The following is a 23,681-nucleotide window of genomic DNA, read 5'->3' on the forward strand; positions in this document are numbered from 1 at the left end:
GCCCTGGATTGCTTGACTGCGTTCGCAACGTCGGGTGGGGTTGGGCGCAGAAACGCGCTTCACCCCTGCGGCGGGTGCAGCGTCCCGTTGGGGCTGTGGTCGTCGACAGCCTGCGGAAGGGTCTTCGCCAGGGTCGGAAACAGCTGCTCGACGGGGATGCCGAGTTTTGCGGCCATCTCACGGACCTGATCGTTGCCCAGGACCTTCTGGAGATCGTCGGCGGTGATCGGCTCGTTCGGGCCCCGGCCGAGCCAGGAGTTGACCTGCGACTCGTAACCGGAACTCCGGAGCTTATCGAGCAACGCGTTGAGACCCCCGGGCAGCACCTGTTGAATGATGCCGGGTAGGGCCTTCAGGGCCATCTGCTCCAAAGAGCCGCCGAGCGAATCGAAAAGACTCATGTTCCGTCCTCTACGGGGGCATGATGACCGGGCCCCGGCGACCGTTCTACTGTTTTACCTCGGATTCCGGATCGCCAAACATGGTCCGGTGCTCGGTTTCAACGGATTTCAGCTCGCTTCCTTGCGCGGGCTTGCCCACCACCTGGGTGCTGGAGAACACCGGCTGCGGCGTCAGGCGCCCATCCTTGCTCCGGGCCGCGACCGCGGCGGGCAGAAACTCGGCGAGGGCGGTTGCGAGCCGCTCCCGCGGCAGGGAGAGATCCCGGGCGATGCTCTCGGCCACCGGTTCCGGCAGGCAGGCGGCCAGGGCGGGTGCCGGGATGGGGCGCGGATCGATAGCCTGCAGCCAGGAGTCGACCTCCGCCCCGTGGCCTTCCTGCTTCAGGCGGTCGAGGAAGCCTGCGAGGCCGCCGGGATGGAACTTGGCGAAGGCCATGGGGATGTCGCGCCCTCCGACCTCGGCGATCGTCCGCTCCGTCGCCGCCGCGAGGTCGCCCAGCACATCCTTGAGACCCATCGCTCACCTCACCCTTCCGTGTCGACTCACCGCCTAGGTCGGGCGCTGGACAGGGCCGGCAAGCGTGTGCGACGCGATTGCCGGGCAGGACCCCCCGAAACGGTGAACGGAGCGACGCGACATGGCCGAAGCCGGTTCCGACCAGCACCTGCGCGCCGGCGTGCTCGACGTGGCCTACCGTGAGACCGGGCCGGCGGACGGGCCGCCCGCAATCCTGCTCCACGGTTTCCCCTACGACATCCAGGCCTGCCTGCCCGCGGCGGAGAGGCTTGCGGGCCGAGGCGTCCGCTGCCTCGTGCCGTACCTGCGGGGATACGGCCCGACGCGTTTCCTCGACGACGCCACGCCCCGGTCCGGTGAACAGGCGGCGCTGGGCGCGGACCTCCTCGCCTTCATGGATGCCCTCGGCATCCATCAGGCAGTGCTGGCAGGCTACGATTGGGGCGGACGGGCAGCCTGCGTCGTCGCGGCCCTTTGGCCGGAAAGGGTGCGGGGGCTGGTGTCCTGCGGCAGCGGCTACAACCTGCACGACGTGGCCCGGTCCGGTCGCCCGGCCGCGCCCGAGTCGGAGAGCCGGCTCTGGTATCAGTATTACTTTCATACCGGGCGCGGCCGGGCGGGGCTCACCGAGAACCGCGCCGGGATCGCCGAACTGCTGTGGCGGCAATGGTCGCCGCACTGGGATTTCGACGCGGCGACCCTCGCCCGCACGACAGCCTCGTTCGACAACCCCGATTTCGTGGAGGTGGTGATCCACTCCTACCGGGTGCGCTACGGCGTCGTGCCCGGCGACCCGGCCTATGCGGCGATCGAGGAGCGCCTCGCCGCCCAGCCCAAGATCGGCGTGCCGACCATTGTCCTCGAGGGGAGCGATGGCGGAGTCTTCCCCCCGAAATCCGACGACGGCGACGCGGTGCGGTTCAGCGGCCCCTACCGCTACCGCCGCCTGCCGCGCATCGGCCACAACGTCCCCCAGGAGGCGCCGGAGGCGTTCGCGCAGGCTGTGCTCGATCTGATGTGAGGGCGGTCGCCCGCGCTCAGGCGGCCGTCAGCTGCGTCAGGTCGGCCCCCGCCGAAAGCCGTTCGGAGACGTCGGGAATCTCGACGGCCACGATCCGCCCCTGCGCGTCGAAATCGACCACGAACCCGGGGCGCACCTCCTCGCTCTCCGCGACAGGGGCGTCGGCGAAGCGGATATACAGGGCATCGGCCTCGGCATCGTACCGCGACTTCACGAGGGGCGCCTCCGGCTACGGTCGAGGAAGGCAGTCACGATATGTGCGCCTTCGAGCGTCGGGACATATATCTCACGCAGAACCCGACCGTCGCGCTCCGGGACCGTCCGATAGGCCCTGACCCGTTCGGGATGCGTTGCATCCGGCTCGATCGTCTCCGGGGCGATCACAGTTCGCTCGATCCATGCCCGGTCGATTCCGCGCTCCGCCATGACATCCATGGCATGGGCGCCGTAGGTGATTCGCACCGCCACCTCCGTGGTTGACGAATCATTAAGAGGCGGACGCACGTTTCATCGGAGCAAACGTCAGCTTATCCGCCGGAGACCGAAACGGCACGAAAGCACAGCTTTACCTGAGCGGAGCGAGTGCCATAACGCCCTGACGAGGAACGCCAGAGCCGAAGGCCCGCCATGAAACTGCCCCGCCGATTCTTCCAGCCCCTGGCCACCGGCGCGCCGGCTCCATTCCGGGACCTGCCCGTGAAGCTGGAACGGATGATCCACTTCGTGCCGCCCCACAACGACAAGGTCCGCGCCCGGGTGCCGGAACTGGCCGGCACCGTCGACGTGGTGCTCGGCAACCTGGAGGACGCCGTCCCCGCCGACCAGAAGGAGGCGGCCCGCAAGGGCTTCGTCGCCATGGCCCAGGCGACCGACTTCGCCGCCACCGGCACCGGCCTTTGGACCCGGATCAACGCCCTGAATTCCCCGTGGATTCTGGACGACCTGTTCACCATCGTCGCCGAGGTCGGCGACAAGCTCGACGTGGTGATGGTGCCCAAGGTCGAGGGTCCGTGGGACATCCACTACATCGACCAGCTCCTGGCGCAGCTCGAAGCCCGCCACGGGGTGAAGAAGCCGATCCTCGTCCACGCCATCCTCGAAACCGCCGAGGGCGTCGCCAACGTCGATGCCATCGCCTGCGCCTCGCCGCGGATGCATGGCATGAGCCTGGGGCCCGCCGACCTCGCCGCCTCCCGGGGCATGAAGACTACCCGCGTCGGCGGCGGCCATCCGGATTACCGGGTCATCGCCGACCCCGCCGGGGATGCCCCCCGGGCCAGCGCCCAGCAGGATCTCTGGCACTACACCATCGCCCGGATGGTCGATGCCTGCATGGCCAACGGCATCAAGGCGTTCTACGGCCCATTCGGCGACTTTTCGGATCTGGCCGCCTGCGAGGTCCAGTTCCGCAACGCCTTCCTGATGGGCTGCGCCGGAGCCTGGACGCTCCACCCGAGCCAAGTGGCGCTTGCCAAGAAGGTCTTCGCGCCAGACCCGGCCGAGGTCGCCTTCGCCGCCCGGATCGTCGCCGCCATGCCCGATGGCACCGGCGCCGTGATGCTCGACGGCAAGATGCAGGACGACGCCACGTGGAAGCAGGCCAAGGTCATCGTGGACCTCGCCAAGCTCGTCGCGGCGAAGGATCCGGATCTGGCGAAGGTGTACGATCTGGGGTGAACCCAGGCGCCCTTGTCCCACCCAGGACCTCATCCTGAGGTGCCCGCGTCAGCGGGCCTCGAAGGAGGGCTCTCGCAAGCTCTGCGATCCCTGGAACTCTCCTTCGAGGCGGCTTCGCCGCACCTCAGGGTGAGGTAACGAGTGGGAGGGTACCTGCGGATCGGGCGATGCGGGTAGCCCCAGGTTTCACACCGTCTCCGTCCCCCACAGCCATGCGGCGCCGCGCACGCCGGAATCGTCGCCGTGCTGGCTGGCGCGGACGGGGGTGTCGAACGCGTCCGAGAAGATGTGCGGGCGCATCGCCTCCGGCAGGCCGGCAATCAGCTCGGGGATGCGCGAAAGCCCGCCGCCGATCACGATCACGTCCGGGTCGAGGACGTTGACCACCTGCGCCGCCGCCCGGCCGAGCCGGTCCAGGTGGCGGGCCAGGGTCGCGCGGGCGGCGGCATCGCCGCCCCGGGCCGCCTCGACCACCGCCTCGGCGGTCATCCCGCCCCCGTGGTGCCGGGCGTGGTCCGCCGCCAGGGCGGGGCCGGAAGCCCAGGTCTCGATGCAGCCGCGGCGGCCGCAATAGCAGGTCGGGCCGGGCCGCTCGTCGTCCCGGGGGGCCGGCAGCGGGTTGTGCCCCCATTCGCCTGCGATGCCGTTGCGACCGGCATGAAGCCGCCCCTCGATGGCAAGGCCCGAGCCGACCCCGGTACCGAGGATGATGGCCCAGACCACCCGGGCCCCCGCCCCTGCCCCGTCCGTCGCCTCCGAGACGGCGAGGCAATCGGCGTCGTTGGCGACGCGCACCTCCCGCCCCAGCCGGACGCCGAGATCGGTGCCGAAGGCGTGGCCGATGAGCCAGTGCGAGTTGGCGTTGCGGACGCGGCCGGTGGCCGGGGACAGGCTGCCCGGCATGCCCACGCCGACGCTGCAGGGCCGCCCGGCCTCCCCTTCGAGGGTCAGGGCCAGATCCGCGACGGCCTGGAGGGTGGCGCCGTAATCACCCCGCGGGGTAGCCACCCGGCCCTGGGCGAGCCGGCGCCCATCCCAGTCGAGCACGACCCCGGCGATCTTCGTCCCGCCGAGGTCGATCCCGAGCCGAGCCTGTGGCGATCTCATTCTGCTGCAGCGACCTTGGTGTCGGTCGGCATCGGCGCAGGGGTGTTGTCGGTCACGGCCGTGCCGATGGCGACGGGGTTGGCCATCACCTCGTTGAGCTTATTCCGGTCGAGCTCGCCTTCCCAACTCGCGACGACGACACAGGCCACGCCGTTGCCCACTAGGTTGGTCAGCGCGCGGCACTCGGACATGAACTTGTCGATGCCGAGCACCAGGGTCATCGCCGCCACGGGAACCGGGTTGTTCGGGATCGCCGACAGGGTTGCCGCCAGGGTGATGAACCCCGCCCCGGTGACGCCGGAGGCGCCCTTCGAGGTAAGCATCGCCACGAGGATGATCGTCGCGTACTGGCCGATGGACAAATCCGCCCCCACCGCCTGCGCCAGGAACAGGGTGGTGAGGGTCATGTAGATGTTAGTGCCATCGAGGTTGAACGAGTAGCCCGTAGGCACCACGAGTCCGACGACCGAATCCGACGCACCGAGGCGGCGCATCTTGGTCATCATGTGCGGCAGCACCGTCTCGGACGACGAGGTGCCGAGCACGATGAGCAGTTCGTCCTTGATGTAGGCCAGGAACTTCAGGATCGAGAAGCCGGCCAGCCGCGCGATGGCGCCGAGGACCACCAGGACGAAGAGCGCCGAGGTCAGATAGAAGGTCGCGACGAGTTGGCCGAGGTCGTAGACCTTCTGAATGCCGTACTCGCCGATGGTGAAGGCCATCGCGCCGAAGGCGCCGATGGGTGCGAGCTTCACGATGATGCCGATGATCCGGAAGAAGATCTGCCCGGCGGTGTCGATGGCGCTGCTGACGGCGGCCGTCTTCTCGCCGAGCCCGGTGACGACGCAGCCGGTGAGGATCGAGACGAGGAGCACCTGCAGCAGGTCACCGGTGGCGAAGGCGTCGAAGAAGCTCTTCGGGATCAGCGCCATGATGTGGGCGACGGTCGAATCGGAGGCGGCCTTGCTCGCGTAGCTCGCGACCTTGCTCGCATCGAGCTTCGACGGGTCGGCATGGAAGCTGGCGCCAGGCCGGATGACCTCGCCGACCAGGACGCCGATGAGCAACGCCAGGGTGGACACGACCTCGAAATAGACGAGGGCCTTGAGGCCCACCCGCCCGACCTTCCTCAGGTCGCCGATCGAGGCGATGCCGTGGACGATGGTGCAGAAGATGATGGGCGCGATCATCATCTTGATGAGGCCAATGAAGGCGTCACCGAGCCACTTCAGAGATTTGCCCGTCGCGGGATCGTACCAACCGAGCAGGATGCCGAGCGCGATCGCGATCAGCACCTGGATGTAAAGCACCTTGTACCATGGCTCCTTCGGAGCGGCGGTCGTTCCCGTGGCGTGGATCGCCTGAGCCATTCTCTACTTCCTCCGCGCGATTCCGCGCGCGTCTCCCCGTTCGTGACACGCTAGCCGGCTTTGGCGGCCATCTCAACGCCGGCTCCGTAGTCCCACCCGGGCCAACCATGACAAAAACCTGTCGATTCCGCCTCAGCGCCCGTCTCACCCGACGCGGTGATCGGTCACTTTAAGACGGGGCTCGCGCGAAGCTTCGTCCATGCCGGAACGTGCCGCCGCGGCCCCGCGTCAGCTTCCGGTGAGCGTCATGTCAAAGTCGTTCCGTCTCCGCGTCGGCCTGTTCGGCGCGGTCGTCGCCTTGGGCCTCCCGGCGCTTCCGGCTAGTGCGGGCGTCGTGGCCCGCATCGACCAGTCGCACCAGCGCATGCGCGTCTTTGTCGATGGCATGCCGGCCTATGAATGGCCCGTCTCGACGGCGAGGCGCGGGTTCGTGACCCCGAACGGGGCCTACAGGGTCGGACGGATGGCGACGATGTGGCGGTCGCACAAGTATCATGGCGCACCGATGCCGCACGCCATGTTTTTCCGGGGCGGCTACGCCATTCATGGCACCTATTCCGTCGGCTCCCTCGGGCGGCGGGCGAGCCACGGCTGCATCCGCCTCTCACCAGGCCATGCGGCGACGCTGTTCCGCCTCGCCCGGGACTATGGCGGGGCTGCCGTCGTCATCAGGAACTGAAAAGGCCGGCGCGCGGGCGCCGGCCTTCGAACGTCGTCCTGGATCGGGCGTCAGCCCTGGGTCTGGGTCCGGCGGGGACGGACCGTCCAGCGCTCGAACACCGCGCTCGGATCTTCCTGCTTTTCCGGCTGGCCCGGGTTCTGGTGGATCGCCGCGCCGAGGGCCGCCGAAAGGCTCTCGATCACGTCGTCGATCCGGGCGTCGCCGTGCACGGCCTCGGCGGGCGTGCCGTTGGCGGAAGAACCCACCGCGTGGGCCGGCTGGCCATGGTCTTCGGCGTGGGCCGCCTCGTGATGGGCGATGTCCTGATGCACCTCTTCAGGCGCGGGCTCGTGGTGGATCGCCTCGGGGGCGGGAGTTGGGATCTCCGCCAAGGCCGGAACGGGCTCGGGGGCGGGCGGGACCGGCGCGGGGGCGAGAACCTCCGGCTCGGGGGCCGGGCGCGGAGCCTCGGGTGCCGGCCCGGTCGCCGCCGGGCGCCGGAGGGCGCCGCTGAGGCCGTCCGTCCCCTCCGTCGAACGGGACGAGGCGCCGTAGCGGCCGAAGCCGAAGCGCGGCTCGATCAGGTCGAGCACGGCGTCGAGGGCGGCGTTGCTGAGGGACGTCTCGGCCGCGGCCGGCACGCCCTGGATCGCCAGGGCGGCGCGCTCGAAAGCGCCCTCGTTCGTGACCTCGCGGCCGAACCATGCCGGCGCCTGATAGGCTCCTGCCTGCGCGCCGTCGTCGAAGGCGACGCTCACCAGATCGAGGCTGCCGGGCGACACGTAGCGGTCGATCAGGATCTCCCGGCCGCCCGCGGTCAGGGTGGTCCGGTCGTAGGCCGCCTTGCCGGGGCAGACGTCCAAGAGGGCGTCGCCGTGGGCGCGGGGCACGTCGGTGCGCTCCTCGACACCGTTGTTCACCAGGACGAGCTGGCATGCCTGGCCGTCCACCCGGACGAAGGAATTGCGGCCGCCCTGGGGGGCGAAATGGCCTTCCGTGATCCGGCTGCTACCCCGTTCCTTGCGGATCAGGCGGACGAGGGCCGGCGCGACGAGGAACCTGCGGGTTGTGCTCATGGACTGTTTCACTCCTCACGCCCGGCCCGGCCCGATGCCCGGAACGGCCGATTGGTCCGGTCACTTTCGACGCACCGAGTTAAGGGCAAGTCGAGAGAACGGATCGGCGGGTATCGAACTTCACAGTGCCGCCGAGAACTCGGGCCTGATTGTCCCGCTCGACGGCTCAGGATTAACGATACCTCGTATAAGTAAAGCGACTACGCAAAATGATGCCGAAATCAAGGCGGAATGCGGAGGGTGGGCGGGGGCCGGGGCGCTCTTTCCCCATGATCCCCGCACACCGTCCGGCTTTTCCCCCGGCAGGCGTCGCGCCTTAGCCGACCCGCGTCAGGCCGCCTCGAAGGTCATGGCCGCTCCGTTCATGCAGTAGCGGAGGCCGCTGGGAGCGGGCCCGTCCTCGAAGACGTGGCCGAGATGGCCCTTGCACCGGGCGCAGTGGACCTTCGTCCGGACCATGCCGTAGCTGCGGTCCGTCGTCGTCTCCACCGCCCCTTCGAGGGGGGCGAAGAAGCTCGGCCAGCCCGTGCCGGACTCGTACTTCGTCCCCTGCTCGAAAAGGGGTTGCCCGCATCCGGCGCAGGCGAAGGTTCCTGGCCGCTTCTCGGCGAGCAGGCAGGACGTACCGGCCCGCTCGGTGCCGTGCTCACGAAGGACGCGGTACTGGTCGTCGCTTAGACGGGCCCGCCATTCAGCGTCGCTGAGGGCCTCGGGGGTGGCGATCGTGCTGTCGGACATGGGACACTCCTTTGCTGCAAATATAGGGAGCGCCCCCTCCGGCGTCAGGCCGCCGCGCCGAGAGTGTCGGCCATCCGCGCCCGGCGGGTGCCCAGGGGTTGGGGCTGTCCGGTCGTGGTGTCCCGGCCGGTCTGGTGTTCGATCTCGGCGTTGATCTCCCCGCCGACGAGGACGATCGTCGATGAGATCCAGATCCAGGTCATGAAGCCGATCACGGCTCCGAGGGACCCATAGGTCTCGTTGTAGGTGCCGAAATTGCTCACGTACCAGGAGAAGAGCAGGGACGCGACGAGCCAGAGCAGCCCCGCCACGAGGCTGCCGACGCCGACCCAGCGCCAGCGGGCATACTCCCGGCTTGGGCCGAAGCGGTAGAGCACGGACAAGGCCCCGAGGATCACGATCAGCAAGCCCGGCCAGCGCAGGGCCGCGATCAGCCACGCCTCGGAGCCGAGCCCGAGGAAGTTGAACACCACCGGCACGACGACGATGGCATTGAGGGCGATGATGATGAAGATCAGCGCCCCGACGGTGAAGGTGAGGGAGCGCAGGTTGAGCATGAAGAAGTTGCGCTTCTCATCTTCCTCGTAGACCACGTTCAGGGCATCGAACATCGCCTTCATGGCGGCGTTCGCGCTCCAGATCGACACCAGAAGGCTGGAGAAGAAGGTGAGCCCCAGCGTGCCGCTGGGCTTGGCGGCGATGCGCTTCACCTGATCGCCGACGATCTCGACCGCGCCGGAGGGCAGCACCGCATGGAGCTGCGCGAGGTGATCGTTGATCGCGCTCGCATCGGCGAAGAGCCCGTAGAGCGTGACCAGGGCGGCGATGCCGGGGAACAGGGCCAGCAGGGTGTAGAACGTCACCCCCGCGGCGACCGCGAGCACCCGGTCCTTGAGGAACTCCAGGTAGACGCGAACGAGGATGTCCTTCCATCCGGCTGCGGGGATGGCGGTGGGATGTTCGGCGTGCCGGCCGCGTTCGGGCTGGGTCGCCGCGATCATCCGCGCCGCATGGCCCTCGATGGACCGTGCGCCGCCCGCGCCGTTGGGCTTGCGCGCCTTGTGCTCCGCGGGTTCCGGCCCCGGCCGGGGTGTCGCAGGGGCCAGCGCCGCGACCCGGCGCGGCTGGGCGACGGTCAGGGCGACGAGGGCCGTCCCGAGCATCAGGATCCACAGGGTCGAAGCGGTCTCGGGCGGTCCGCTCGGGCGGGGGGAAGGCGTCGGCATCGGGGATCGTGTCGGAGAGAGCCTGAGCGGTATTGCCACGCTCTCTGAGCGCAAACGTCGGCCCGGCCTCACCGTTCCGCGACTTTGCCCTGCCACGGATCAGCGCGTGGCGCGTTGTGCCGGAATGCCAAGAAAAAACTCCCCACAAGTCCTTCCGCAAGTGTCCCCGCAGGTCCCCTCGCAAGCCCGCCTCGGCTTCTGCTGCACCTTCGTCCTCGACGAGCCGCCTGGGACCCATGCCACCCTGAAGGCGGCGCGGGAGGCGACCCGCGCCATGAACCTGACGACGGTGACCATGGCGCATCTCGCCAAGCTCAACCCCGCCGACCGGCGGGAAAAGCTCGTCGGAGTCGTGAGGCACAACCTGACGGCCCTGTCGCGCCAGATCGCCTGGGTCGGTGCCCGCCCGCCCATTGAGCGGCTGCTGCGCATGGGCAGCAACGTCCTGCCCGGCTACACCCATCTCGCCGTCAAGGCGCTCTACGCCGAGCCGGACCTGCGCATGGCTGTGGAGACCGGGCTCGCGGAGGCCGGGGTCCTGGCCCGCAGGCTCGGCGTGCGGCTGAGCTTCCACCCCGGCCCGTTCTGCCTGCTGGCGAGCCAGAACCCGGCGGCGATCGAGAATGGCCTCTCCGAACTCGACTACCATGCCGAGCTGTTCGGCCTGATGGGCTATGGCGGCGGCTGGCACCCGCATGGGGCCCACATCAACATCCATGTCGGGGCCGGGGACCCCGGCGTCGCGGGGTTCCGCGAGACCCTGCCCCGGGCGAGCCGCCTCGCCCGGGATCTCGTGACCGTGGAAAACGATGAGAACCTCTTCGGCCTCGACGAGGTGCTGCGCCTGTCCGACCTCGTGCCGGTCGTCTTCGACCTGCACCACCACTGGGTGGAGAGTGGCGGCGATTACATCGAGCCGGACGATCCCCGGATCGCCCGGGTGATCGAGTCCTGGCGCGGGGTGCGGCCGGTGGCGCATATCAGCGTGTCGCGGGAGGCGGTCCTCGCCGATTGCGACGAGGACCGCCTCCCGGACTTCCCCGCCCTGCGCGAGGCCGGACATTCCGTCCGCGACCTCGCCGCCCATTCGGACCTGATGTGGAACCGGGCGGTCAACGACCTCGTGGCCCGGCATCTCGCCTGGGCGGATTTCGAGATCGAGGCCAAGGCCAAGAACCTCGCCTCCATGCAGATCGCCGCGCACATCCAGTCCATGGGCGAGGCCGTGGCGGCATGACCGCAAGGCTTGCGCGGCGCCTTGGGCGTGCTCTAGGCATCGACGGATGAAGACCGCCGATTGCGACATCCTCATCGTGCCCGGGCTCGGGGGCTCCGGGGAGGGCCACTGGCAGGCACGCTGGGCCGGTCGGCTCCCCACCGCCCGGATCGTCGCCCAGGACGACTGGCACACCCCGAGCCGCGACGAATGGTGCGGGCAGGTCGCCGCGGCGGTGCGGGAGGCCACCCGGCCGGTGATCCTGATCGCCCACAGTCTCGGCGTCGTCGCCTGCGTCGAGGCGGTGCCGCTATTCCCCGAGGGCGTGGTGCGCGGCGCGCTGTTCGTGGCCGTCCCCGATGTCGAGGAGGCGCCGAACCTGCCGGATACCGTGCGCGCCTTCGCCCCCCTGCCCCGCGATCCCCTGCCCTTCCCGTCCCTGCTGGTGGCGAGCCGTACCGACCCGCACTGCTCCTACGACCGTGCCGACGACTTCGCCCATGCCTGGGGGGCGCTCACCGTGGATGCGGGCGAGTCGGGCCATATCAACATCGCCAGCGGCCACGGACCCTGGCCCGAGGGACTGATGCGGCTCGCCGGGTTCATGAAGGGGCTGTGAGGGACTTCGTACGGCTGGTGCCGGGCGGCCCCGGCTATTAGCTTGTTCCCGTTTCGAATTCGGGAGGCCGAGTATGTCCCCGCGAGCCATCAAGATCACCGATGGTGGTGAGTTGGCGATCCCGGCAAGCTTCCGTCAGGAACTCGGCGTCGAGGTCGGGGACACCGTCCTCGTCGAGGTCGCCAACGGCGAGCTGCGTGTCCGCTCCCGGAGTTCCGCCGTGGCCAATGCCCAGAGGTTGATGCGTCAACTCGTGTCCGACGACATCAGCCTTGTGAATGAACTGATCGCCGACCGGCGCGTGGATGCTGGCAGGGATTGATCGGATGGCTGAACGCTATGTCCTCTATGCGTCGGCGCTGCTGAGCCTGTTGCAGGGCGAGGAAGGCGAGGAACGGGTCGAGGCCGTCCTCGGCTGATCTGTCATCTCGTCGGTGAACTATTCGGAGGTTGTGGCGAAGATCGTCGAGCGGGGCGGCACGGTCGAGTTCGCTGCGGCGGTTCTCGATCCCCTGCATCTCGACACGGTCGATTTCGATCGGCCCCAGGCCATCGAAGCGGGTCGGTTGAGGGCGGCGACGCGCCGGGCAGGTCTGTCCTTCGGGGACCGCGCCTGCCTTGCGCTGGCGGCCGTCCAAGGCCTTCCCGTAATGACCGCCGATCGGGCTTGGGCCGAACTTCCCCTAGCCGGGCTGCGGATCGAGCTGCTCCGTTAACCCCGCATTTACCCTCGAAGCGTCGAGTGTGGCCTGGGGTGGCGCGCTGCCGTCCCACCCCCCGGAGAACCCCGTGACGCGCAAAGACCTCCTCGCCCGCCTCGAAGCGGTCCAGGCCGCCCTCGGCCCCCGGGCCAACAAGACCTTCAACTCATCGCTGTTCAACGACGCGGCGCTGCTCAAGCGGATCGAGGCCTTCGAGGCCCAGGTCGGCGAGCCGGAGAAGGCGAAGGTCGCCGACTACACCGGCAACATGTTCTCCCGCATCGCCAACAGGCGGGCGGCCGCCGGGCGCTGACGCGCCCGGCCGTGAGGGAGGATCAGGCCGTCTCGGCCTCGCCCTCCCCTTCCTCCTCGCCCTCGATGTGCTCGACCGAGACGACCTTCTCGGTCTTGTCGGTGTTGAACACGGTCACGCCCTGTGAGGCGCGGCCGACGATGCGAATGTCGTCTACCGGCACGCGGATGAGCTGGCCCCCGTTCGTGACCAGCATGATCTGGTCCGACGCCTCCACGGGGAAGGACGCCACGAGGTGGCCGTTGCGGGCGTTGACCCGCATGGCGGTAATACCCTTCCCGCCCCGGCCCGACGTCCGGTACTCGAAGGACGACGACCGCTTGCCGTAGCCGCGCTCGGAGATGGTGAGCACGTATTGCTCGGCCGCCCCCATTTCGTTGTAGCGATCCAGGGAGATGGCAGCCGCCTCGGCGCCCTCCTCCGGCTCCTCGTTCCCCTCTTCGACCTCGCCGGTCACCGCCCGGCGCATCTTCAGGTAGCCCGAGCGCTCCTCGGGCGTGGCCTCGAAGGCGTTGAGGATGGTCATCGAGATCACCCGGTCGCCCTCGGCGAGGTTGATGCCCCGCACGCCGGTCGAGTCCCGGCCCTTGAACACCCGCACGTCCTCGACGGGGAAGCGGATGCACTGGCCGAGCGCCGTGGTCAGCAGCACGTTCTGGTCCGGCCGGCAGATCTCGACGTGGACGATGTGGTCGCCCTCGTCGAGCTTCATGGCGATCTTGCCGTTGCGGTTCACGGTCGTGAAATCCGACAGCTTGTTCCGGCGGACGCTGCCGCTCGCGGTCGCGAACATCACGTCCAGCGTCTCCCAGGAGGCCTCGTCCTCCGGCAGCGGCATGATCGTGGTGATGCGCTCGGAGGTGTCCTGCAATTGCAGGATGTTCACCAGCGCCTTGCCACGGGCATTCGGCGCGGCCATCGGCAGGCGCCACACCTTCTCCTTGTAGGCTTGGCCCTGGCTGGAGAAGAACAGCACCGGCGTGTGGGTGTTGGCCACGAACAGGCGGGTGACGAAATCCTCGTCGCGGGTCGCCATGCCGGAGCGGCCCTTGCCGCCCCGCCGCTGCGACCGGTAGGTCGAGAGCGGCACGCGCTTCACGTAGCCCGCGTGGGACACGGTGACGACCATGTCCTCCTTCTGGATCAGGTCCTCGTCGTCCACGCTCGAATCGTAGTCGACGATCTCGGTGAGGCGCGGCGTGGCGAACTGCTCGCGCACCTCGATCAGTTCGTGCTTCACAATGCCCTGGATCCGCGCCCGGGAGCGCAGGATGTCGAGGTAGTCGGCGATCTCGTCGGCGAGCTTCTTCAGCTCGTCCCCGACCTCGTCGCGGCCGAGCGCGGTGAGGCGCTGCAGGCGCAGGTCGAGGATGGCCCGGGCCTGGATCTCCGAAAGGCGGTAGGTGCCGTTCTCCGCGACCCGGTGGCGGGGGTCGTCAACGAGGGCGATGAGGGGGGCGATGTCGTGGGCCGGCCAGTCCCGGGCCATCAGCGACTCGCGGGCGGTGTTCGGGTCCGGCGAGGTGCGGATCAGGCGGATCACCTCGTCGATGTTGGCCACCGCGATGGCCAGCCCGCACAACACGTGGGCGCGTTCCCGGGCCTTGCCGAGGAGGAACTTGGTCCGGCGGGAGACGACCTCCTCGCGGAAGTCCACGAAGGCCTGGAGCAGGTCCTTCAGATTCATCAGTTCGGGGCGGCCGCCGTTCAGGGCGACCATGTTGCAGCCGAAGGAGGATTGCAGGGGGGTGAACCGGTAGAGCTGGTTCAGCACCACCTCGGCCATGGCGTCGCGCTTGATCTCGACCACGATGCGCATGCCGCTGCGGTCGGATTCGTCGCGCAGGTCCGAGATGCCCTCGACGCGCTTCTCCTTGACGAGCTCCGCGATCTTCTCGACCAGCGTCGCCTTGTTCACCTGATACGGGATCTCGGTGAAGATCAGCGCCTCGCGCTCCTTGCGGAGTTCCTCGACGTGGGACTTCGCCCGCATGATCACCGAGCCGCGGCCGGTCGTGTAGGCCTGCCGGGTCCCGGCCCGGCCGAGGATCATCCCGCCGGTCGGGAAATCGGGGCCGGGGACGATCTCGTTCAACTGCTCGATGGTCAGGCCCGGATCGTCGATCAGGGCGACGCAGGCGTCGATCAGCTCGCCGAGGTTGTGGGGCGGGATGTTGGTCGCCATGCCGACGGCGATGCCGCCCGCGCCGTTGACCAGCAGGTTCGGGAACCGCGCCGGCAGGACGAGGGGCTCCTCCCGCGACTCGTCGTAGTTCGGGCCGAAATCGACGGTGTTCTTGTCGATGTCGGTGAGGAGCGCGATGGCGGGCTTGGCGAGGCGGGACTCGGTGTAGCGCATGGCCGCCGGCGGATCGCCGTCCACGGAGCCGAAATTGCCCTGCCCGTCGATGAGCATCAGGCGCATCGAGAAGTCCTGGGCCATGCGGACCAGGGCGTCGTAGATCGATTGGTCGCCGTGCGGGTGATACAGACCGATCACGTCGCCGACGATGCGGGCGGACTTGACGTATTTGCGCTCGGGCAGGTGCCCGGATTCGAACGCCGAGTAGAGGATGCGGCGGTGGACGGGCTTCAGCCCGTCGCGGGCATCCGGCAGGGCGCGGCTCACGATCACGCTCATCGCGTAATCGAGGTAGGAGCGGCGCATCTCGTCGGTGATGGAAACGGGGCGGATGTCGCTGGCGGGCGGCGGTGCGCCCGTCGGATCGGTCTCGGCCAAGTTGTGCGTCCGTCTGTATCGGGGCCTGGGGCGGATCCGCCGGCGGCCGGGGGCCGGGCCGGGGCTGCGTCAGGCACTGCTGCGGAAGTGCAGTGATATCAGACGTTTGGTTAAGGGCTTTCGCGTGCGCGCGCAAGGGTCCGCAGGCGCGCAGGAGGGCTGTTCCACCGTCGGGGACGGTGCCCCGGCCATCGCGGCCGGGGCAGGTTCAAGGGCTCAGTAGAAGTAGATCGGCCGGCGGTAGTGGTGCCAATGGCGGCGATAGCCATAGCCGTAGGGGCGGCCATAGCCGTAATGGCGGCGATAGCCGTAGTGCTGGCGCCAGCCGTAGTGGCGGCGCCAGCCATAGTGCCGACGCCAGCCGTAATGGCGGCGCCAGCCGTAATAGACCTGCTGCACGGCGGCATCCGGAGCGCTCGTGGCGGCGGACATGGGCACCGGAAGCGGGGCGGCACGGACCGGGCCGGCGGTGGGACCGATGAAGAAGGCGGCGAGCAAGATCAGGATCGGCCAGCGCGGCAGTCTGAAGGTGCGCATCGTGTCGTCTCTCTCCCGTTGTCGGATACGGCCTGCGGGATTGCCGGTCCGTCCCAGGGAACGGCGGGAGGCGGGAAACGGTTCGACTGCTCCAGCTAAGGTTGTGTCGGCAACTACGCAGACAGCTAACCGATCGTGATCTCCGGGTGCGGCACGGCGGTCCCGCCCTTGCGGCGGCGGACTGAAATCCCATTATCCCCCGGTGTCCGAGCGTCATCCGTCGAGCGTTGAACCCATGCCCGCGCTGTCCGAACGTCTCCGAGCCCTGTTGCCGGGGCGCCTGAGGAATCGGCGACCGCGCGTGGCGGTTGTGCGCCTTTCAGGGACGATCGGGGCAGTCTCGCCCCTTCGGCCGGGACTCTCGATCGCCTCCGTCGCCGGCAGCCTCGAGCGGGCCTTTTCGCTTCCGGGCGTGAAGGCCGTCGCCCTGGTCATCAACTCGCCGGGCGGATCGCCGGCACAGTCGCACCTGATCTTCCGGCGGATCCGGGCGCTGGCCGAGGAGAAGTCCCTGCCGGTGGTCGCCTTCGTGGAGGATGTGGCGGCCTCCGGCGGCTATATGATCGCCTGCGCCGCCGACGAGATCGTCGCGGACCCGACCTCCATCGTGGGCTCCATCGGGGTGGTCTCGGCGGGGTTCGGCTTCCCCGGCCTGCTCGAGAAGCTCGGCATCGAGCGGCGGGTGCACACGATCGGCGAGGCCAAGGCCATGCTCGATCCCTTCCGGCCGGAGGATCCCGCCGACATCGAGCGCTTGAAGCGCATCCAGGCGGATGTCCAGGCGCTCTTCACCGAATTGGTCTCCTCCCGCCGTCCGGGCCTGCCGACGGAGGAGAATCTGTATACCGGAGCCGTCTGGACGGGCCGGCAGGCCCTGCCCCTTGGCCTCGTGGATGCCCTCGGGGACGTCCGGTCCACGATGCGCGGGCGCTTCGGGGAGAAGGTCGATCTCGTGGCCATCGCCGAGGCCAAGGGCGGGTTCCTGAGCCGTCTCCTGCGTCGCGGCGCCCCCGGCAAGATCGGTGAAGCGGTCTCCACCCTTCCCGCCGAGGCCCTTGCCGCCCTGGAAGAGCGGGCGGCCTTCGCCCGCTACGGCCTGTAGGCGCCCGCCGTCAGGCCGCCACCTGCGCCAGGAAGCGGCCGATCTCGGTCTCCAGCTCCGAGGCGACCGTATCGACCGAGCCCGCGGCGGCGGTGACGCTCTCGGCAAGGCGGGCGGATCGCTGCGTCGCGCCGCTCACCACCATCATTCCGTGGGCGATGGAGCCGGTGGCGTCCGCCGTCTCCGCGACGTTGCGGGAGATCTCCGCCGTGGCGTCGCCCTGGGCCGAGACAGCGACGGCGATGCCGGCGGTGGTCGCCTGGACGGAACGCATCTGCTCGCCCATCCGCCCGATGGCGGCGACCGTCGTGCCCGTCGCGGCCTGAACCGCGCCGATCTGATCGGCGATCTCCTCCGTCGCGCGGGCGGTCTGTGCTGCGAGCTGCTTCACCTCGGCAGCGACCACCGAGAAGCCTCGGCCCGCCTCCCCGGCGCGGGCGGCTTCGATGGTGGCGTTCAGGGCCAGCAGGTTGGTCTGCTCGGCGATGGTGCGGATCAAGCCGACCACGGCGCCGATCCGGGACGCCGCCTCGGCGAGGCCTCCGATCTGCGTCTCCATGGCGGAGGATTCGCGCGTGGCCGACGATACCAGCGACTCGGCCTGTCCGAGCTGGCCGCTGATTTCGGCGATGGAGGCGTGAAGCTCCTCGGCTGCGCTCGCCACCGTCTGCACGCTGGAGGACGTCTCCCGCGAGGCCTGGGCCGTGTCCGCGACGGCGGCTTCGGCCTCGGCGGCGCGGCGGCGCATATCCTCGGCGCGCTCGCGCATGTCGCCGGTGTTCGCGGTGAGGGTGGTCTTCAAGGCATCGACCCGGCTGCGGAATGCCGCGATGGTTTCGTCGAGCATCGCCCGGCGGCGTGCCGCCTTCTCCGCGTCGGTGCTCTGCAGGCCTTCGAGCTCCCGGGTCCGGCGGACCGCTTCGCGCAGGGTCTCGAGGGCGCGGGCCACGGCGCCGATCTCGTCGCCCCGGCCGGTGTCGCCCACGGGGCTCTCGGTGTCGCCCGCGGCCAGGGCCTCGATCCGGGTCGACATCGCTGCGAAGGGGCGGAACAGGCGGGAGGCGGCGATGCCGACCAGCGTGCAGGCGATGAGCGCGATGGCGAGCGCCGCGACGGTCAGCCGGTTCATCGTCTCGGCATGGGCTTCGAAATACATCTCGATCGGCAGGCCGACGAAGAGCACGCCGTTGATCTTGCCGGCACCGTCGAAGACCGGTTGGTAGACCGTGTAGAAGCGGCGTCCGAACAGCACCGTCGGCCCTTCGAAGGTCCGCCCGGCGCGCAGGACGGGCAGGGCCGGGCTGTCGGCGGCGAGCGCCGTGCCGACCGCCCGCGAGCCGTCTTCCTTCCGCACTGTGGTCTGCCGGCGCACGAAGACGTCCTTCGCCGGGTCGTAGGCGAACACGGTGGCGACACCGCCGCTATAGGCCACGGCGTCGTCGACCACCGAGGCATCCGTGAAGGCCGACAGGTCCGGCGTGGTCACGCGGCTCACCCGCGTCCCGTCGAGGTCCGCCTTCGCCCCCTGCACGCGGCCGGCGAGGACCAGGGCCAAAGTCCTCAGGTTGCGCTCACCATTCGTCCGTTGCCGATCCTCCATCTGGGACCAGGTCTGACGTGAGACGGTGACCCAGATCGCTCCCGTCGTCAGTGTCACCGCCAGCATCGCCAGCAGGATGACTTTTGCCGACAGCGTGAGCGACCGGGAACGGAGGCGTGAGACGAAATTCATAATCTGCCCTATACTTCACGGGGCAGTTTTGTCGGGGCACGGCGTCAATATTGATTTAAAAAAGGCCGTGCCCGCTCACGGCGGCGTGATATGAGTTGTTTTGCCGCAGTCGCCTACCCCTTTCCGCGCCTGCGGGCCGACACTTCGGCCAGGGCGGCGAGGTCCTTGTCCGCATCCCCGTGGCTCATCGCCTCGATGAGCCCGTCCCGCAGGACGCTGGCGAAGGGCATCGGCACGCCCGCCGTCTCGGCGGCCTGGAGGGCGAGGCGGATATCCTTCGCCCCGAGGCGGAGGCCGAAACCCGGCGGCTCGTAGCGGCGGGCGGCGATGGCGGCGCCGTAGTTCTTGTAGACGGGCGACGCGAAGATCGTGTTGGTCATCAGGTCGAGGAAGTCGCCGCCCTTCACCCCGTGGCCTTCGGTGAAGGCGCAGGCCTCGCCCATCGCCTCGATGGCGGCGACGAGCATGAAATTCCCCGCGAGCTTGACCGCGTTGGCCCGTTTCGGCTCCTCCCCGTAGCGCCACGTCTTGGCGCCCATGGCGTCGAGGAGGGGCGCCGCGGCGGCGATCGCCGCATCGGGGCCGGCGGCGACGATGTTGAGCTTGCCCGCCTCCGCGACGTCCGGCCGGCCGAAGACCGGCGCGGAGACGTAAGGAACGCCGGCCCGGCCGTGGATGGCGGTCAGCCGCTCGGCGAGGGCGACGGAGATGGTGCTCATGCCGAGATGCACGGCGGGGCGGCCGGCGCCGTCGAGGAGGCCGCCCTGGACCACGACCGCCTCCAGCGCCGCGTCATCGGCCAGCATGGAGATCGCGGCGTCCCCGGTGAAGGCCTCTGCCGCGGTGCCGACGGCGGTCACGCCCGGGATGCCCTGCGCGGCCTCCGGCGACCGGTTCCAGGCCCTGACCCGGTGGCCTTCCTGCGCGAGGCGGGCGGCCATGCCGCGGCCCATGCGGCCCATTCCGATAAAACCGACATCCATGTGCGTCTCTCCGGGGTGATGCCTCGCAAGATGGGAACCGCCCGGCCCGGGGAAAGTGCGCGGGGCCCGTCCGATGGCCGTTCCGGCGGGGGGCGGATCGTGGCAGTCTCCCTCCCATGGGCGAATCCCGGCTGCGTGGCCTCCTCAGCGACATTCCCGGCATCCGGGTCGGCCATGCCCACGACCTCGCCGTGCGCAGCGGCGTCACCGCCATCCTGTTCGACCGTCCGGCGGTCGCCTCCGTGGACGTGCGCGGCGGTGGGCCCGGAACGCGGGAGACCGACCTCCTCGATCCCGAGCGGACGGTGGAGGCCGTCGACGCCCTCGTCCTCTCGGGCGGCTCCGCCTTCGGCCTCGATGCCGCCGCGGGGGTGACCGGGTGGCTCGCCGGGCATGGCCAGGGCTTTCCCGTGGGCGGGATGCGCGTGCCCATCGTGCCGGCGGCGATCCTGTTCGACCTGCTCAACGGCGGCGACAAGGATTGGGGCGCCGTGCCGCCCTATCGCGACATGGGCTACCGGGCGGCGGAGGCGGCGGGGGTGGAGTTCGCCCTCGGCTCCGTGGGGGCCGGGATGGGGGCGCGCACCGCCACCCTCAAGGGTGGGATCGGCTCGGCCTCCGCCCCCGTACCGGGGACGCCGTTTCACGTCGCGGCCCTTGTGGCGGTGAACGCCTTCGGGAGCGCCGTGGTTGGCGGCGGCCCGCATTTCTGGGCGGCGCCGTTCGAGCGGGGCGACGAGTTCGGCGGCCTCGGCCTGCCCGGGCGGGTGCCGGAGGAGGCTCACGCTTTCCCCGCGCGCGTCGCCGCCGGCTCGTCGACGACCCTTGCCGTGGTCGCCACGGACGCCCTCCTCAGCAAAGCGCAATGCCGCCGCCTCGCCGTGGCCGCGCAGGACGGCCTCGCCCGGGCCCTCGTCCCGGCCCATACGCCCCTGGACGGTGACCTCGTCTTCGCTGCGGCGACGGGTGAGCGGCCCCTCGCGGATCCCATCGCCGACGTGGCCCGGCTCGGTCATGCGGCGGCGCGTGTCCTGGCCCGGGCGATCGCCATCGGGATCCATGCCGCGACGAGCCTGCCGGGAGTCGCGCCCTCCCCGCCCGGCACGCTGGACGGGCTGCCGCCGGCATGGCGGGACCTGTTCGGAAGTGGCGCGGGCCCGGCCTGAACCCCACCGTCGCGGCCATCCGGTTTCGTGCGCGGGGGATCCCCTCTGCCCGCATGCGGGGAGAGGGGAAGCGGTGGTGACCGGCAAAGGTAAGAGGTAGTGGTGGATCGCTCTCACGATCCTCCGCCCGCCAAAATCCCTTAGACGGCGTCCTTGGCGTCGGCGAGCAGTTCGGCCAGTCCCTTGTCCACCTCCGCGGCGAGCATGGCGCGCTCGGCCTGCGTGAGGTCGCCGGCCCAGCCCTTGCTGCCGAACCCCTCCGTACAGCGGTCCCGCTCGGAGGCGATGAAGGCCTCCGTCTCCTCGGGCCGGGTCCGCATCGCGTGGACGAGGCCGAACCACGCGGCCCGTTCCACCACCGCGAGCCGCGCCCGCAGGCGGATCGCCACTGCCTTGTCGGGATCGATCCCGTCGCTCATCCGTCCCTCTCCGCCAGTTGCTCGATCAGGCCCTGCAGATGGCCGGGCACGGTCTCGGGTGTGGAGCGGGCGTAGAGAACCCGCAACTGCCGCCCGATCTCGGCGAGGCTCAGCGTTCCCTTGGAGATCACCCGGTCCGCCTGGGCGCCGAGGCTCACCTTCTCCGCGGGGGTGATCTCCTTGGCCGTCAGCACCACCACCGGCACGTCGCCGTCCGGGCGGGAGCGCAGGGCGCGCAGGAAGCTGAACCCGTCCATCTCGGGCATCATCAGGTCGAGGAGGATCAGGTTGGGCCGGGAGCGGTCGTAATGCTCCAGGGCGATGCGGCCGTTCCGGGCCTCGTCCACCTTCCAGCCCTCGCGGGTGAGGGAGCGGCGAAGACGTTCGCGCCCGTCGTCGTCGTCGTCCACGACGAGAACCCGCGCCTCGGCCGGCGCCTGGGGCCGGTAGCGCTCCATCAGGCCCTTCAGGCGGTCCCAGTCGATGGGCTTCACGAAGTAGTCCGTGGCGCCGAGGGCCTGACCGAGGCCCTGCTCGGCCACCACCGAGGTCATGATGACCGGCGTCCCCGCGAGGTCCGGGTCGCTGCGCACGGCATGCAGCACCGCCCAGCCGTCCATCCGCGGCATCTCCACGTCGAGGAGGATCGCCCGCGGCCTGAGCGCCCGCGCCAGGGTGAGGCCGGCCCGGCCGTCGGCGGCGGTGCGGACATGGAAGCCTTCCCGCTCCAGGAACCGCTGCAGCAACTCCCTCGCGGCCGGATCGTCATCGACGAGGAGGACGGTGTCGTGCTGCTCGTGCACTTCGACGGGGGGAAGATCCTCCACCGGCTCGTCCTCCGGCACGAGGATCGAGGGCAGGCGCATGGTGAAGGTCGCGCCGCGGCCCGGTTCGCTCTCGACGCCGATATCGCCGCCCATGGTGCGGCAGAAGGCCTGGGTGATGGCCAGCCCCAGTCCCGTGCCACCGAACTGGCGGGTGGTCGAATCGTCGGCCTGGACGAAGCGCTGGAACAGCCGCCCGATCTGCTCCTGCGTCAGGCCGATCCCGGTATCGGACACCGCGAAGGACATCCAGTCGGCGTCCTCCTCCCGGTGGCGGCGGACCGTGAGGGTGATCGTCCCGTTCTCGCTGAACTTCGCCGCATTGCCGACGAGGTTCAGGAGGCATTGCCGGATCTTGGTCTGATCCTGGTGCATCGCGCCGAGGTCGGCCTCCGCATCGAGGACGAAGCGGTTGCCCTTCTTCTCCACCAGGGAGCCCGTGGAGTCGGTGACGTCCCGGAGCAGGTCGGTGACGGTGAAGGTCTCGGCCGAGGCGGTCACGCGCCCCGCCTCGATCTTGGAGATGTCGAGGACGTCGTTGATGAGGGAAAGCAGGTGCCGCGCCGCCGCCTCGATCTTGCGAAGATCCGGCAGGAGGGCGGCCTGCCCGATATCCTCCAGTTCCTCGCCGAGCATCTCCGAGTAGCCGATCACCGCCGAGAGGGGGGTGCGCAGCTCGTGGCTCATGTTGGCGATGAACTGGCTCTTGGCCCGGTTCGCCGCCTCGGCGGCCTGCCGCGCCCGCTCGGCTTCGGCCTCGGCCTCCCTTCGCGCGGTGATGTCGGTGTGGGTCCCGACCCATTCCCGGAGGGAGCCGTCCGCCGCGAAGACCGGGACGCCCCGGGCCTCCATGTCGCGCCACGCGCCGTCGTGCCGGAGCAGGCGGTGGGTGATGGAATAGGGCACGCGCTCTTCCACCGAACGCGCCCAGGCCTCCGCCGTCATGGCCCGGTCGTCGGGGTGCACGGCGTCGATCCATCCCCAGCCCAGGTAGCCTTCCTCGGTCTGGCCGGTATAGGCACCCCAGCGCGGCTGGGGCGGCTGCATTTCGCCTTCCGCCGTGGTGTTCCAGATGACCGAGGCCGAGGCATCGATCAGGGCGCGGAACCGCTCCTCGGAATGGCGGAGCCTTTCCTCCGTGGCCCGGCGGCGGGAGATATCGGTATTGGTGCCGTACCAGCGCAGGATGGTCCCGTCCGGCGCCCGGTGCGGCATCGCCTGCGACAGGAACCAACGGTACTCGCCGTCCGCGCCCCGGAGGGGGAACGTGTCCTCCCACGGCACTCCGGCCTCGATGGCGAGGCGGTACCGGACCTCGACGGCGGCGATGTGGTCGGGGTGGTGGATGTTGCGCCAGCCCCAGCCCTGCATCTCCTCCAGGGTCGTGCCGGTGTAGGCGTACCAACGCGCATTGTACCAGACGATGTGGCCGTCGGCCCTGGCGATCCAGGCCAGCTGGGGGAGTATGTCCGCAAGGTTGCGGAAGTCGTCGTCGGTGACGGCATCGCCGCCCACAGGTTCGCTCATCGGCTCCG

The 23,681-nt window shown here is 69.6% G+C and carries 25 protein-coding genes; 10 read left to right on the forward strand and 15 right to left on the reverse strand.

Annotated elements, in window-relative coordinates; genetic code table 11:
- Nucleotides 1–59: 59 nt before the first annotated feature.
- Together MFF22_RS04610 and MFF22_RS04615 are read right to left on the reverse strand one after the other, a co-directional pair.
- Complete coding sequence (locus MFF22_RS04610; RefSeq protein ID WP_238247754.1) at nt 60–401, reverse strand: YidB family protein; 342 nt, start codon at nt 399–401, stop codon at nt 60–62.
- 46 nt (nt 402–447) lie between these two features.
- A complete protein-coding gene (locus tag MFF22_RS04615; protein WP_238247755.1) occupies nt 448–918 on the reverse strand; it encodes a YidB family protein in 471 nt (156 codons plus the stop codon).
- Nucleotides 919–1,039: 121 nt separating this feature from the next.
- On the opposite strand from MFF22_RS04615, the gene MFF22_RS04620 reads away from it, so the two are divergent.
- Nucleotides 1,040–1,939 (forward strand): alpha/beta fold hydrolase, encoded by a 900-nt coding sequence (locus tag MFF22_RS04620; protein WP_238247756.1) that lies wholly within the window; start codon nt 1,040–1,042, stop codon nt 1,937–1,939.
- A 16-nt stretch (nt 1,940–1,955) separates the two neighbouring features.
- Here MFF22_RS04620 and MFF22_RS04625 read toward each other — a convergent pair whose 3' ends face one another.
- Nucleotides 1,956–2,153: a DUF2283 domain-containing protein gene (locus MFF22_RS04625; protein ID WP_238247757.1), complete on the reverse strand. Its 198-nt coding sequence runs from the start codon at nt 2,151–2,153 to the stop codon at nt 1,956–1,958.
- Nucleotides 2,150–2,401 (reverse strand): DUF4258 domain-containing protein, encoded by a 252-nt coding sequence (locus MFF22_RS04630; RefSeq protein WP_238247758.1) that lies wholly within the window; start codon nt 2,399–2,401, stop codon nt 2,150–2,152. The genes MFF22_RS04625 and MFF22_RS04630 overlap by 4 nt, the downstream gene beginning before the upstream one ends.
- Nucleotides 2,402–2,566: 165 nt before the next feature.
- On the opposite strand from MFF22_RS04630, the gene MFF22_RS04635 reads away from it, so the two are divergent.
- Nucleotides 2,567–3,616 carry an HpcH/HpaI aldolase/citrate lyase family protein gene (locus tag MFF22_RS04635; RefSeq protein WP_238247759.1) on the forward strand — a complete coding sequence of 350 codons (1,050 nt, stop codon included), beginning with the start codon at nt 2,567–2,569 and terminating at the stop codon, nt 3,614–3,616.
- 186 nt (nt 3,617–3,802) lie between these two features.
- Here the strand turns inward: MFF22_RS04635 and MFF22_RS04640 are convergent, their stop codons facing one another.
- Nucleotides 3,803–4,723 (reverse strand): ROK family protein, encoded by a 921-nt coding sequence (locus MFF22_RS04640; RefSeq protein WP_238247760.1) that lies wholly within the window; start codon nt 4,721–4,723, stop codon nt 3,803–3,805.
- Nucleotides 4,720–6,093 (reverse strand): dicarboxylate/amino acid:cation symporter, encoded by a 1,374-nt coding sequence (locus MFF22_RS04645; RefSeq protein ID WP_238247761.1) that lies wholly within the window; start codon nt 6,091–6,093, stop codon nt 4,720–4,722. Before MFF22_RS04645 ends, MFF22_RS04640 begins: the two co-directional genes overlap by 4 nt.
- A 199-nt stretch (nt 6,094–6,292) precedes the next feature.
- Between MFF22_RS04645 and MFF22_RS04650 the strand changes: the two genes are divergently transcribed.
- Nucleotides 6,293–6,772: a L,D-transpeptidase gene (locus MFF22_RS04650; RefSeq protein ID WP_238247762.1), complete on the forward strand. Its 480-nt coding sequence runs from the start codon at nt 6,293–6,295 to the stop codon at nt 6,770–6,772.
- Between the two features lie 50 nt (nt 6,773–6,822).
- On the opposite strand, the gene MFF22_RS04655 is transcribed toward MFF22_RS04650, so the two are convergent.
- The 3 genes from MFF22_RS04655 to MFF22_RS04665 all read right to left on the reverse strand — a co-directional run bounded on the left by MFF22_RS04655 (nt 6,823) and on the right by MFF22_RS04665 (nt 9,794).
- Nucleotides 6,823–7,830: a CYTH domain-containing protein gene (locus MFF22_RS04655; protein WP_238247763.1), complete on the reverse strand. Its 1,008-nt coding sequence runs from the start codon at nt 7,828–7,830 to the stop codon at nt 6,823–6,825.
- Between the two features lie 330 nt (nt 7,831–8,160).
- Nucleotides 8,161–8,568 (reverse strand): peptide-methionine (R)-S-oxide reductase MsrB, encoded by a 408-nt coding sequence (msrB, locus tag MFF22_RS04660; RefSeq protein ID WP_238247764.1) that lies wholly within the window; start codon nt 8,566–8,568, stop codon nt 8,161–8,163.
- Between the two features lie 44 nt (nt 8,569–8,612).
- Entirely contained in the window at nt 8,613–9,794 is a 1,182-nt protein-coding gene (locus MFF22_RS04665; RefSeq protein ID WP_238247765.1) for a YihY/virulence factor BrkB family protein, read from the reverse strand.
- A 124-nt stretch (nt 9,795–9,918) separates the two neighbouring features.
- Here MFF22_RS04665 and MFF22_RS04670 point away from each other — a divergent pair, with 124 nt between their 5' ends.
- The 5 genes from MFF22_RS04670 (at nt 9,919) to MFF22_RS04690 (ending at nt 12,643) form a co-directional block, all read left to right on the forward strand.
- Complete coding sequence (locus tag MFF22_RS04670; RefSeq protein WP_370877561.1) at nt 9,919–11,031, forward strand: apurinic/apyrimidinic endonuclease family protein; 1,113 nt, start codon at nt 9,919–9,921, stop codon at nt 11,029–11,031.
- A gap of 46 nt (nt 11,032–11,077) precedes the next feature.
- Nucleotides 11,078–11,629, forward strand: coding sequence for an RBBP9/YdeN family alpha/beta hydrolase (locus tag MFF22_RS04675; RefSeq protein WP_238247767.1), 552 nt, complete (start codon nt 11,078–11,080; stop codon nt 11,627–11,629).
- 73 nt (nt 11,630–11,702) lie between these two features.
- On the forward strand, nt 11,703–11,951 hold the full coding sequence (locus MFF22_RS04680; protein WP_238247768.1) for an AbrB/MazE/SpoVT family DNA-binding domain-containing protein: 249 nt from the start codon (nt 11,703–11,705) through the stop codon (nt 11,949–11,951).
- Nucleotides 11,952–12,063: 112 nt separating this feature from the next.
- Nucleotides 12,064–12,345 (forward strand): type II toxin-antitoxin system VapC family toxin, encoded by a 282-nt coding sequence (locus MFF22_RS04685; RefSeq protein WP_283206153.1) that lies wholly within the window; start codon nt 12,064–12,066, stop codon nt 12,343–12,345.
- A 73-nt stretch (nt 12,346–12,418) separates the two neighbouring features.
- A complete protein-coding gene (locus MFF22_RS04690) occupies nt 12,419–12,643 on the forward strand; it encodes a hypothetical protein (RefSeq protein ID WP_238247770.1) in 225 nt (74 codons plus the stop codon).
- Nucleotides 12,644–12,665: 22 nt separating this feature from the next.
- Here MFF22_RS04690 and gyrA read toward each other — a convergent pair whose 3' ends face one another.
- Together gyrA and MFF22_RS04700 are read right to left on the reverse strand one after the other, a co-directional pair.
- Nucleotides 12,666–15,383, reverse strand: a complete 2,718-nt coding sequence (gene gyrA, locus MFF22_RS04695) for a DNA gyrase subunit A (RefSeq protein ID WP_238247771.1) — start codon at nt 15,381–15,383, stop codon at nt 12,666–12,668.
- A gap of 216 nt (nt 15,384–15,599) precedes the next feature.
- Nucleotides 15,600–15,920: a hypothetical protein gene (locus tag MFF22_RS04700; protein ID WP_238247772.1), complete on the reverse strand. Its 321-nt coding sequence runs from the start codon at nt 15,918–15,920 to the stop codon at nt 15,600–15,602.
- A gap of 235 nt (nt 15,921–16,155) precedes the next feature.
- Here MFF22_RS04700 and MFF22_RS04705 point away from each other — a divergent pair, with 235 nt between their 5' ends.
- The gene (locus tag MFF22_RS04705; RefSeq protein ID WP_238247773.1) at nt 16,156–17,022 is read left to right on the forward strand and encodes a S49 family peptidase; all 867 of its coding nucleotides are present in this window, start codon (nt 16,156–16,158) and stop codon (nt 17,020–17,022) included.
- Nucleotides 17,023–17,032: 10 nt separating this feature from the next.
- On the opposite strand, the gene MFF22_RS04710 is transcribed toward MFF22_RS04705, so the two are convergent.
- Both MFF22_RS04710 and MFF22_RS04715 read right to left on the reverse strand, forming a co-directional pair.
- On the reverse strand, nt 17,033–18,754 hold the full coding sequence (locus tag MFF22_RS04710) for a methyl-accepting chemotaxis protein (RefSeq protein WP_238247774.1): 1,722 nt from the start codon (nt 18,752–18,754) through the stop codon (nt 17,033–17,035).
- 113 nt (nt 18,755–18,867) lie between these two features.
- The gene (locus MFF22_RS04715) at nt 18,868–19,737 is read right to left on the reverse strand and encodes an NAD(P)-dependent oxidoreductase (RefSeq protein ID WP_238247775.1); all 870 of its coding nucleotides are present in this window, start codon (nt 19,735–19,737) and stop codon (nt 18,868–18,870) included.
- Nucleotides 19,738–19,853: 116 nt separating this feature from the next.
- Here MFF22_RS04715 and MFF22_RS04720 point away from each other — a divergent pair, with 116 nt between their 5' ends.
- The gene (locus MFF22_RS04720; RefSeq protein ID WP_238247776.1) at nt 19,854–20,903 is read left to right on the forward strand and encodes a P1 family peptidase; all 1,050 of its coding nucleotides are present in this window, start codon (nt 19,854–19,856) and stop codon (nt 20,901–20,903) included.
- Nucleotides 20,904–21,043: 140 nt separating this feature from the next.
- Here MFF22_RS04720 and MFF22_RS04725 read toward each other — a convergent pair whose 3' ends face one another.
- Both MFF22_RS04725 and MFF22_RS04730 read right to left on the reverse strand, forming a co-directional pair.
- On the reverse strand, nt 21,044–21,322 hold the full coding sequence (locus MFF22_RS04725) for a hypothetical protein (protein ID WP_238247777.1): 279 nt from the start codon (nt 21,320–21,322) through the stop codon (nt 21,044–21,046).
- Entirely contained in the window at nt 21,319–23,673 is a 2,355-nt protein-coding gene (locus MFF22_RS04730; RefSeq protein WP_238247778.1) for a response regulator, read from the reverse strand. Before MFF22_RS04730 ends, MFF22_RS04725 begins: the two co-directional genes overlap by 4 nt.
- Nucleotides 23,674–23,681: the final 8 nt, after the last annotated feature.

It is taken from the genome of Methylobacterium persicinum (genome assembly GCF_022179525.1).
Taxonomy (GTDB): Bacteria; Pseudomonadota; Alphaproteobacteria; order Rhizobiales; family Beijerinckiaceae; genus Methylobacterium; species Methylobacterium persicinum.

Coding starts and splice junctions, on each gene's coding strand:
- MFF22_RS04610 (WP_238247754.1), bottom strand. CDS start 401: ATGAGTCTTTTCGATTCGCTCGGCGGCTCTTTGGAGCAGATGGCCCTG.
- MFF22_RS04615 (WP_238247755.1), bottom strand. CDS start 918: ATGGGTCTCAAGGATGTGCTGGGCGACCTCGCGGCGGCGACGGAGCGG.
- MFF22_RS04620 (WP_238247756.1), top strand. CDS start 1,040: ATGGCCGAAGCCGGTTCCGACCAGCACCTGCGCGCCGGCGTGCTCGAC.
- MFF22_RS04635 (WP_238247759.1), top strand. CDS start 2,567: ATGAAACTGCCCCGCCGATTCTTCCAGCCCCTGGCCACCGGCGCGCCG.
- MFF22_RS04640 (WP_238247760.1), bottom strand. CDS start 4,723: ATGAGATCGCCACAGGCTCGGCTCGGGATCGACCTCGGCGGGACGAAG.
- MFF22_RS04645 (WP_238247761.1), bottom strand. CDS start 6,093: ATGGCTCAGGCGATCCACGCCACGGGAACGACCGCCGCTCCGAAGGAG.
- MFF22_RS04650 (WP_238247762.1), top strand. CDS start 6,293: ATGCCGGAACGTGCCGCCGCGGCCCCGCGTCAGCTTCCGGTGAGCGTC.
- MFF22_RS04655 (WP_238247763.1), bottom strand. CDS start 7,830: ATGAGCACAACCCGCAGGTTCCTCGTCGCGCCGGCCCTCGTCCGCCTG.
- msrB (WP_238247764.1), bottom strand. CDS start 8,568: ATGTCCGACAGCACGATCGCCACCCCCGAGGCCCTCAGCGACGCTGAA.
- MFF22_RS04665 (WP_238247765.1), bottom strand. CDS start 9,794: ATGCCGACGCCTTCCCCCCGCCCGAGCGGACCGCCCGAGACCGCTTCG.
- MFF22_RS04670 (WP_370877561.1), top strand. CDS start 9,919: ATGCCAAGAAAAAACTCCCCACAAGTCCTTCCGCAAGTGTCCCCGCAG.
- MFF22_RS04675 (WP_238247767.1), top strand. CDS start 11,078: ATGAAGACCGCCGATTGCGACATCCTCATCGTGCCCGGGCTCGGGGGC.
- MFF22_RS04680 (WP_238247768.1), top strand. CDS start 11,703: ATGTCCCCGCGAGCCATCAAGATCACCGATGGTGGTGAGTTGGCGATC.
- MFF22_RS04700 (WP_238247772.1), bottom strand. CDS start 15,920: ATGCGCACCTTCAGACTGCCGCGCTGGCCGATCCTGATCTTGCTCGCC.
- MFF22_RS04705 (WP_238247773.1), top strand. CDS start 16,156: ATGCCCGCGCTGTCCGAACGTCTCCGAGCCCTGTTGCCGGGGCGCCTG.
- MFF22_RS04710 (WP_238247774.1), bottom strand. CDS start 18,754: ATGAATTTCGTCTCACGCCTCCGTTCCCGGTCGCTCACGCTGTCGGCA.
- MFF22_RS04715 (WP_238247775.1), bottom strand. CDS start 19,737: ATGGATGTCGGTTTTATCGGAATGGGCCGCATGGGCCGCGGCATGGCC.
- MFF22_RS04720 (WP_238247776.1), top strand. CDS start 19,854: ATGGGCGAATCCCGGCTGCGTGGCCTCCTCAGCGACATTCCCGGCATC.
- MFF22_RS04725 (WP_238247777.1), bottom strand. CDS start 21,322: ATGAGCGACGGGATCGATCCCGACAAGGCAGTGGCGATCCGCCTGCGG.
- MFF22_RS04730 (WP_238247778.1), bottom strand. CDS start 23,673: ATGAGCGAACCTGTGGGCGGCGATGCCGTCACCGACGACGACTTCCGC.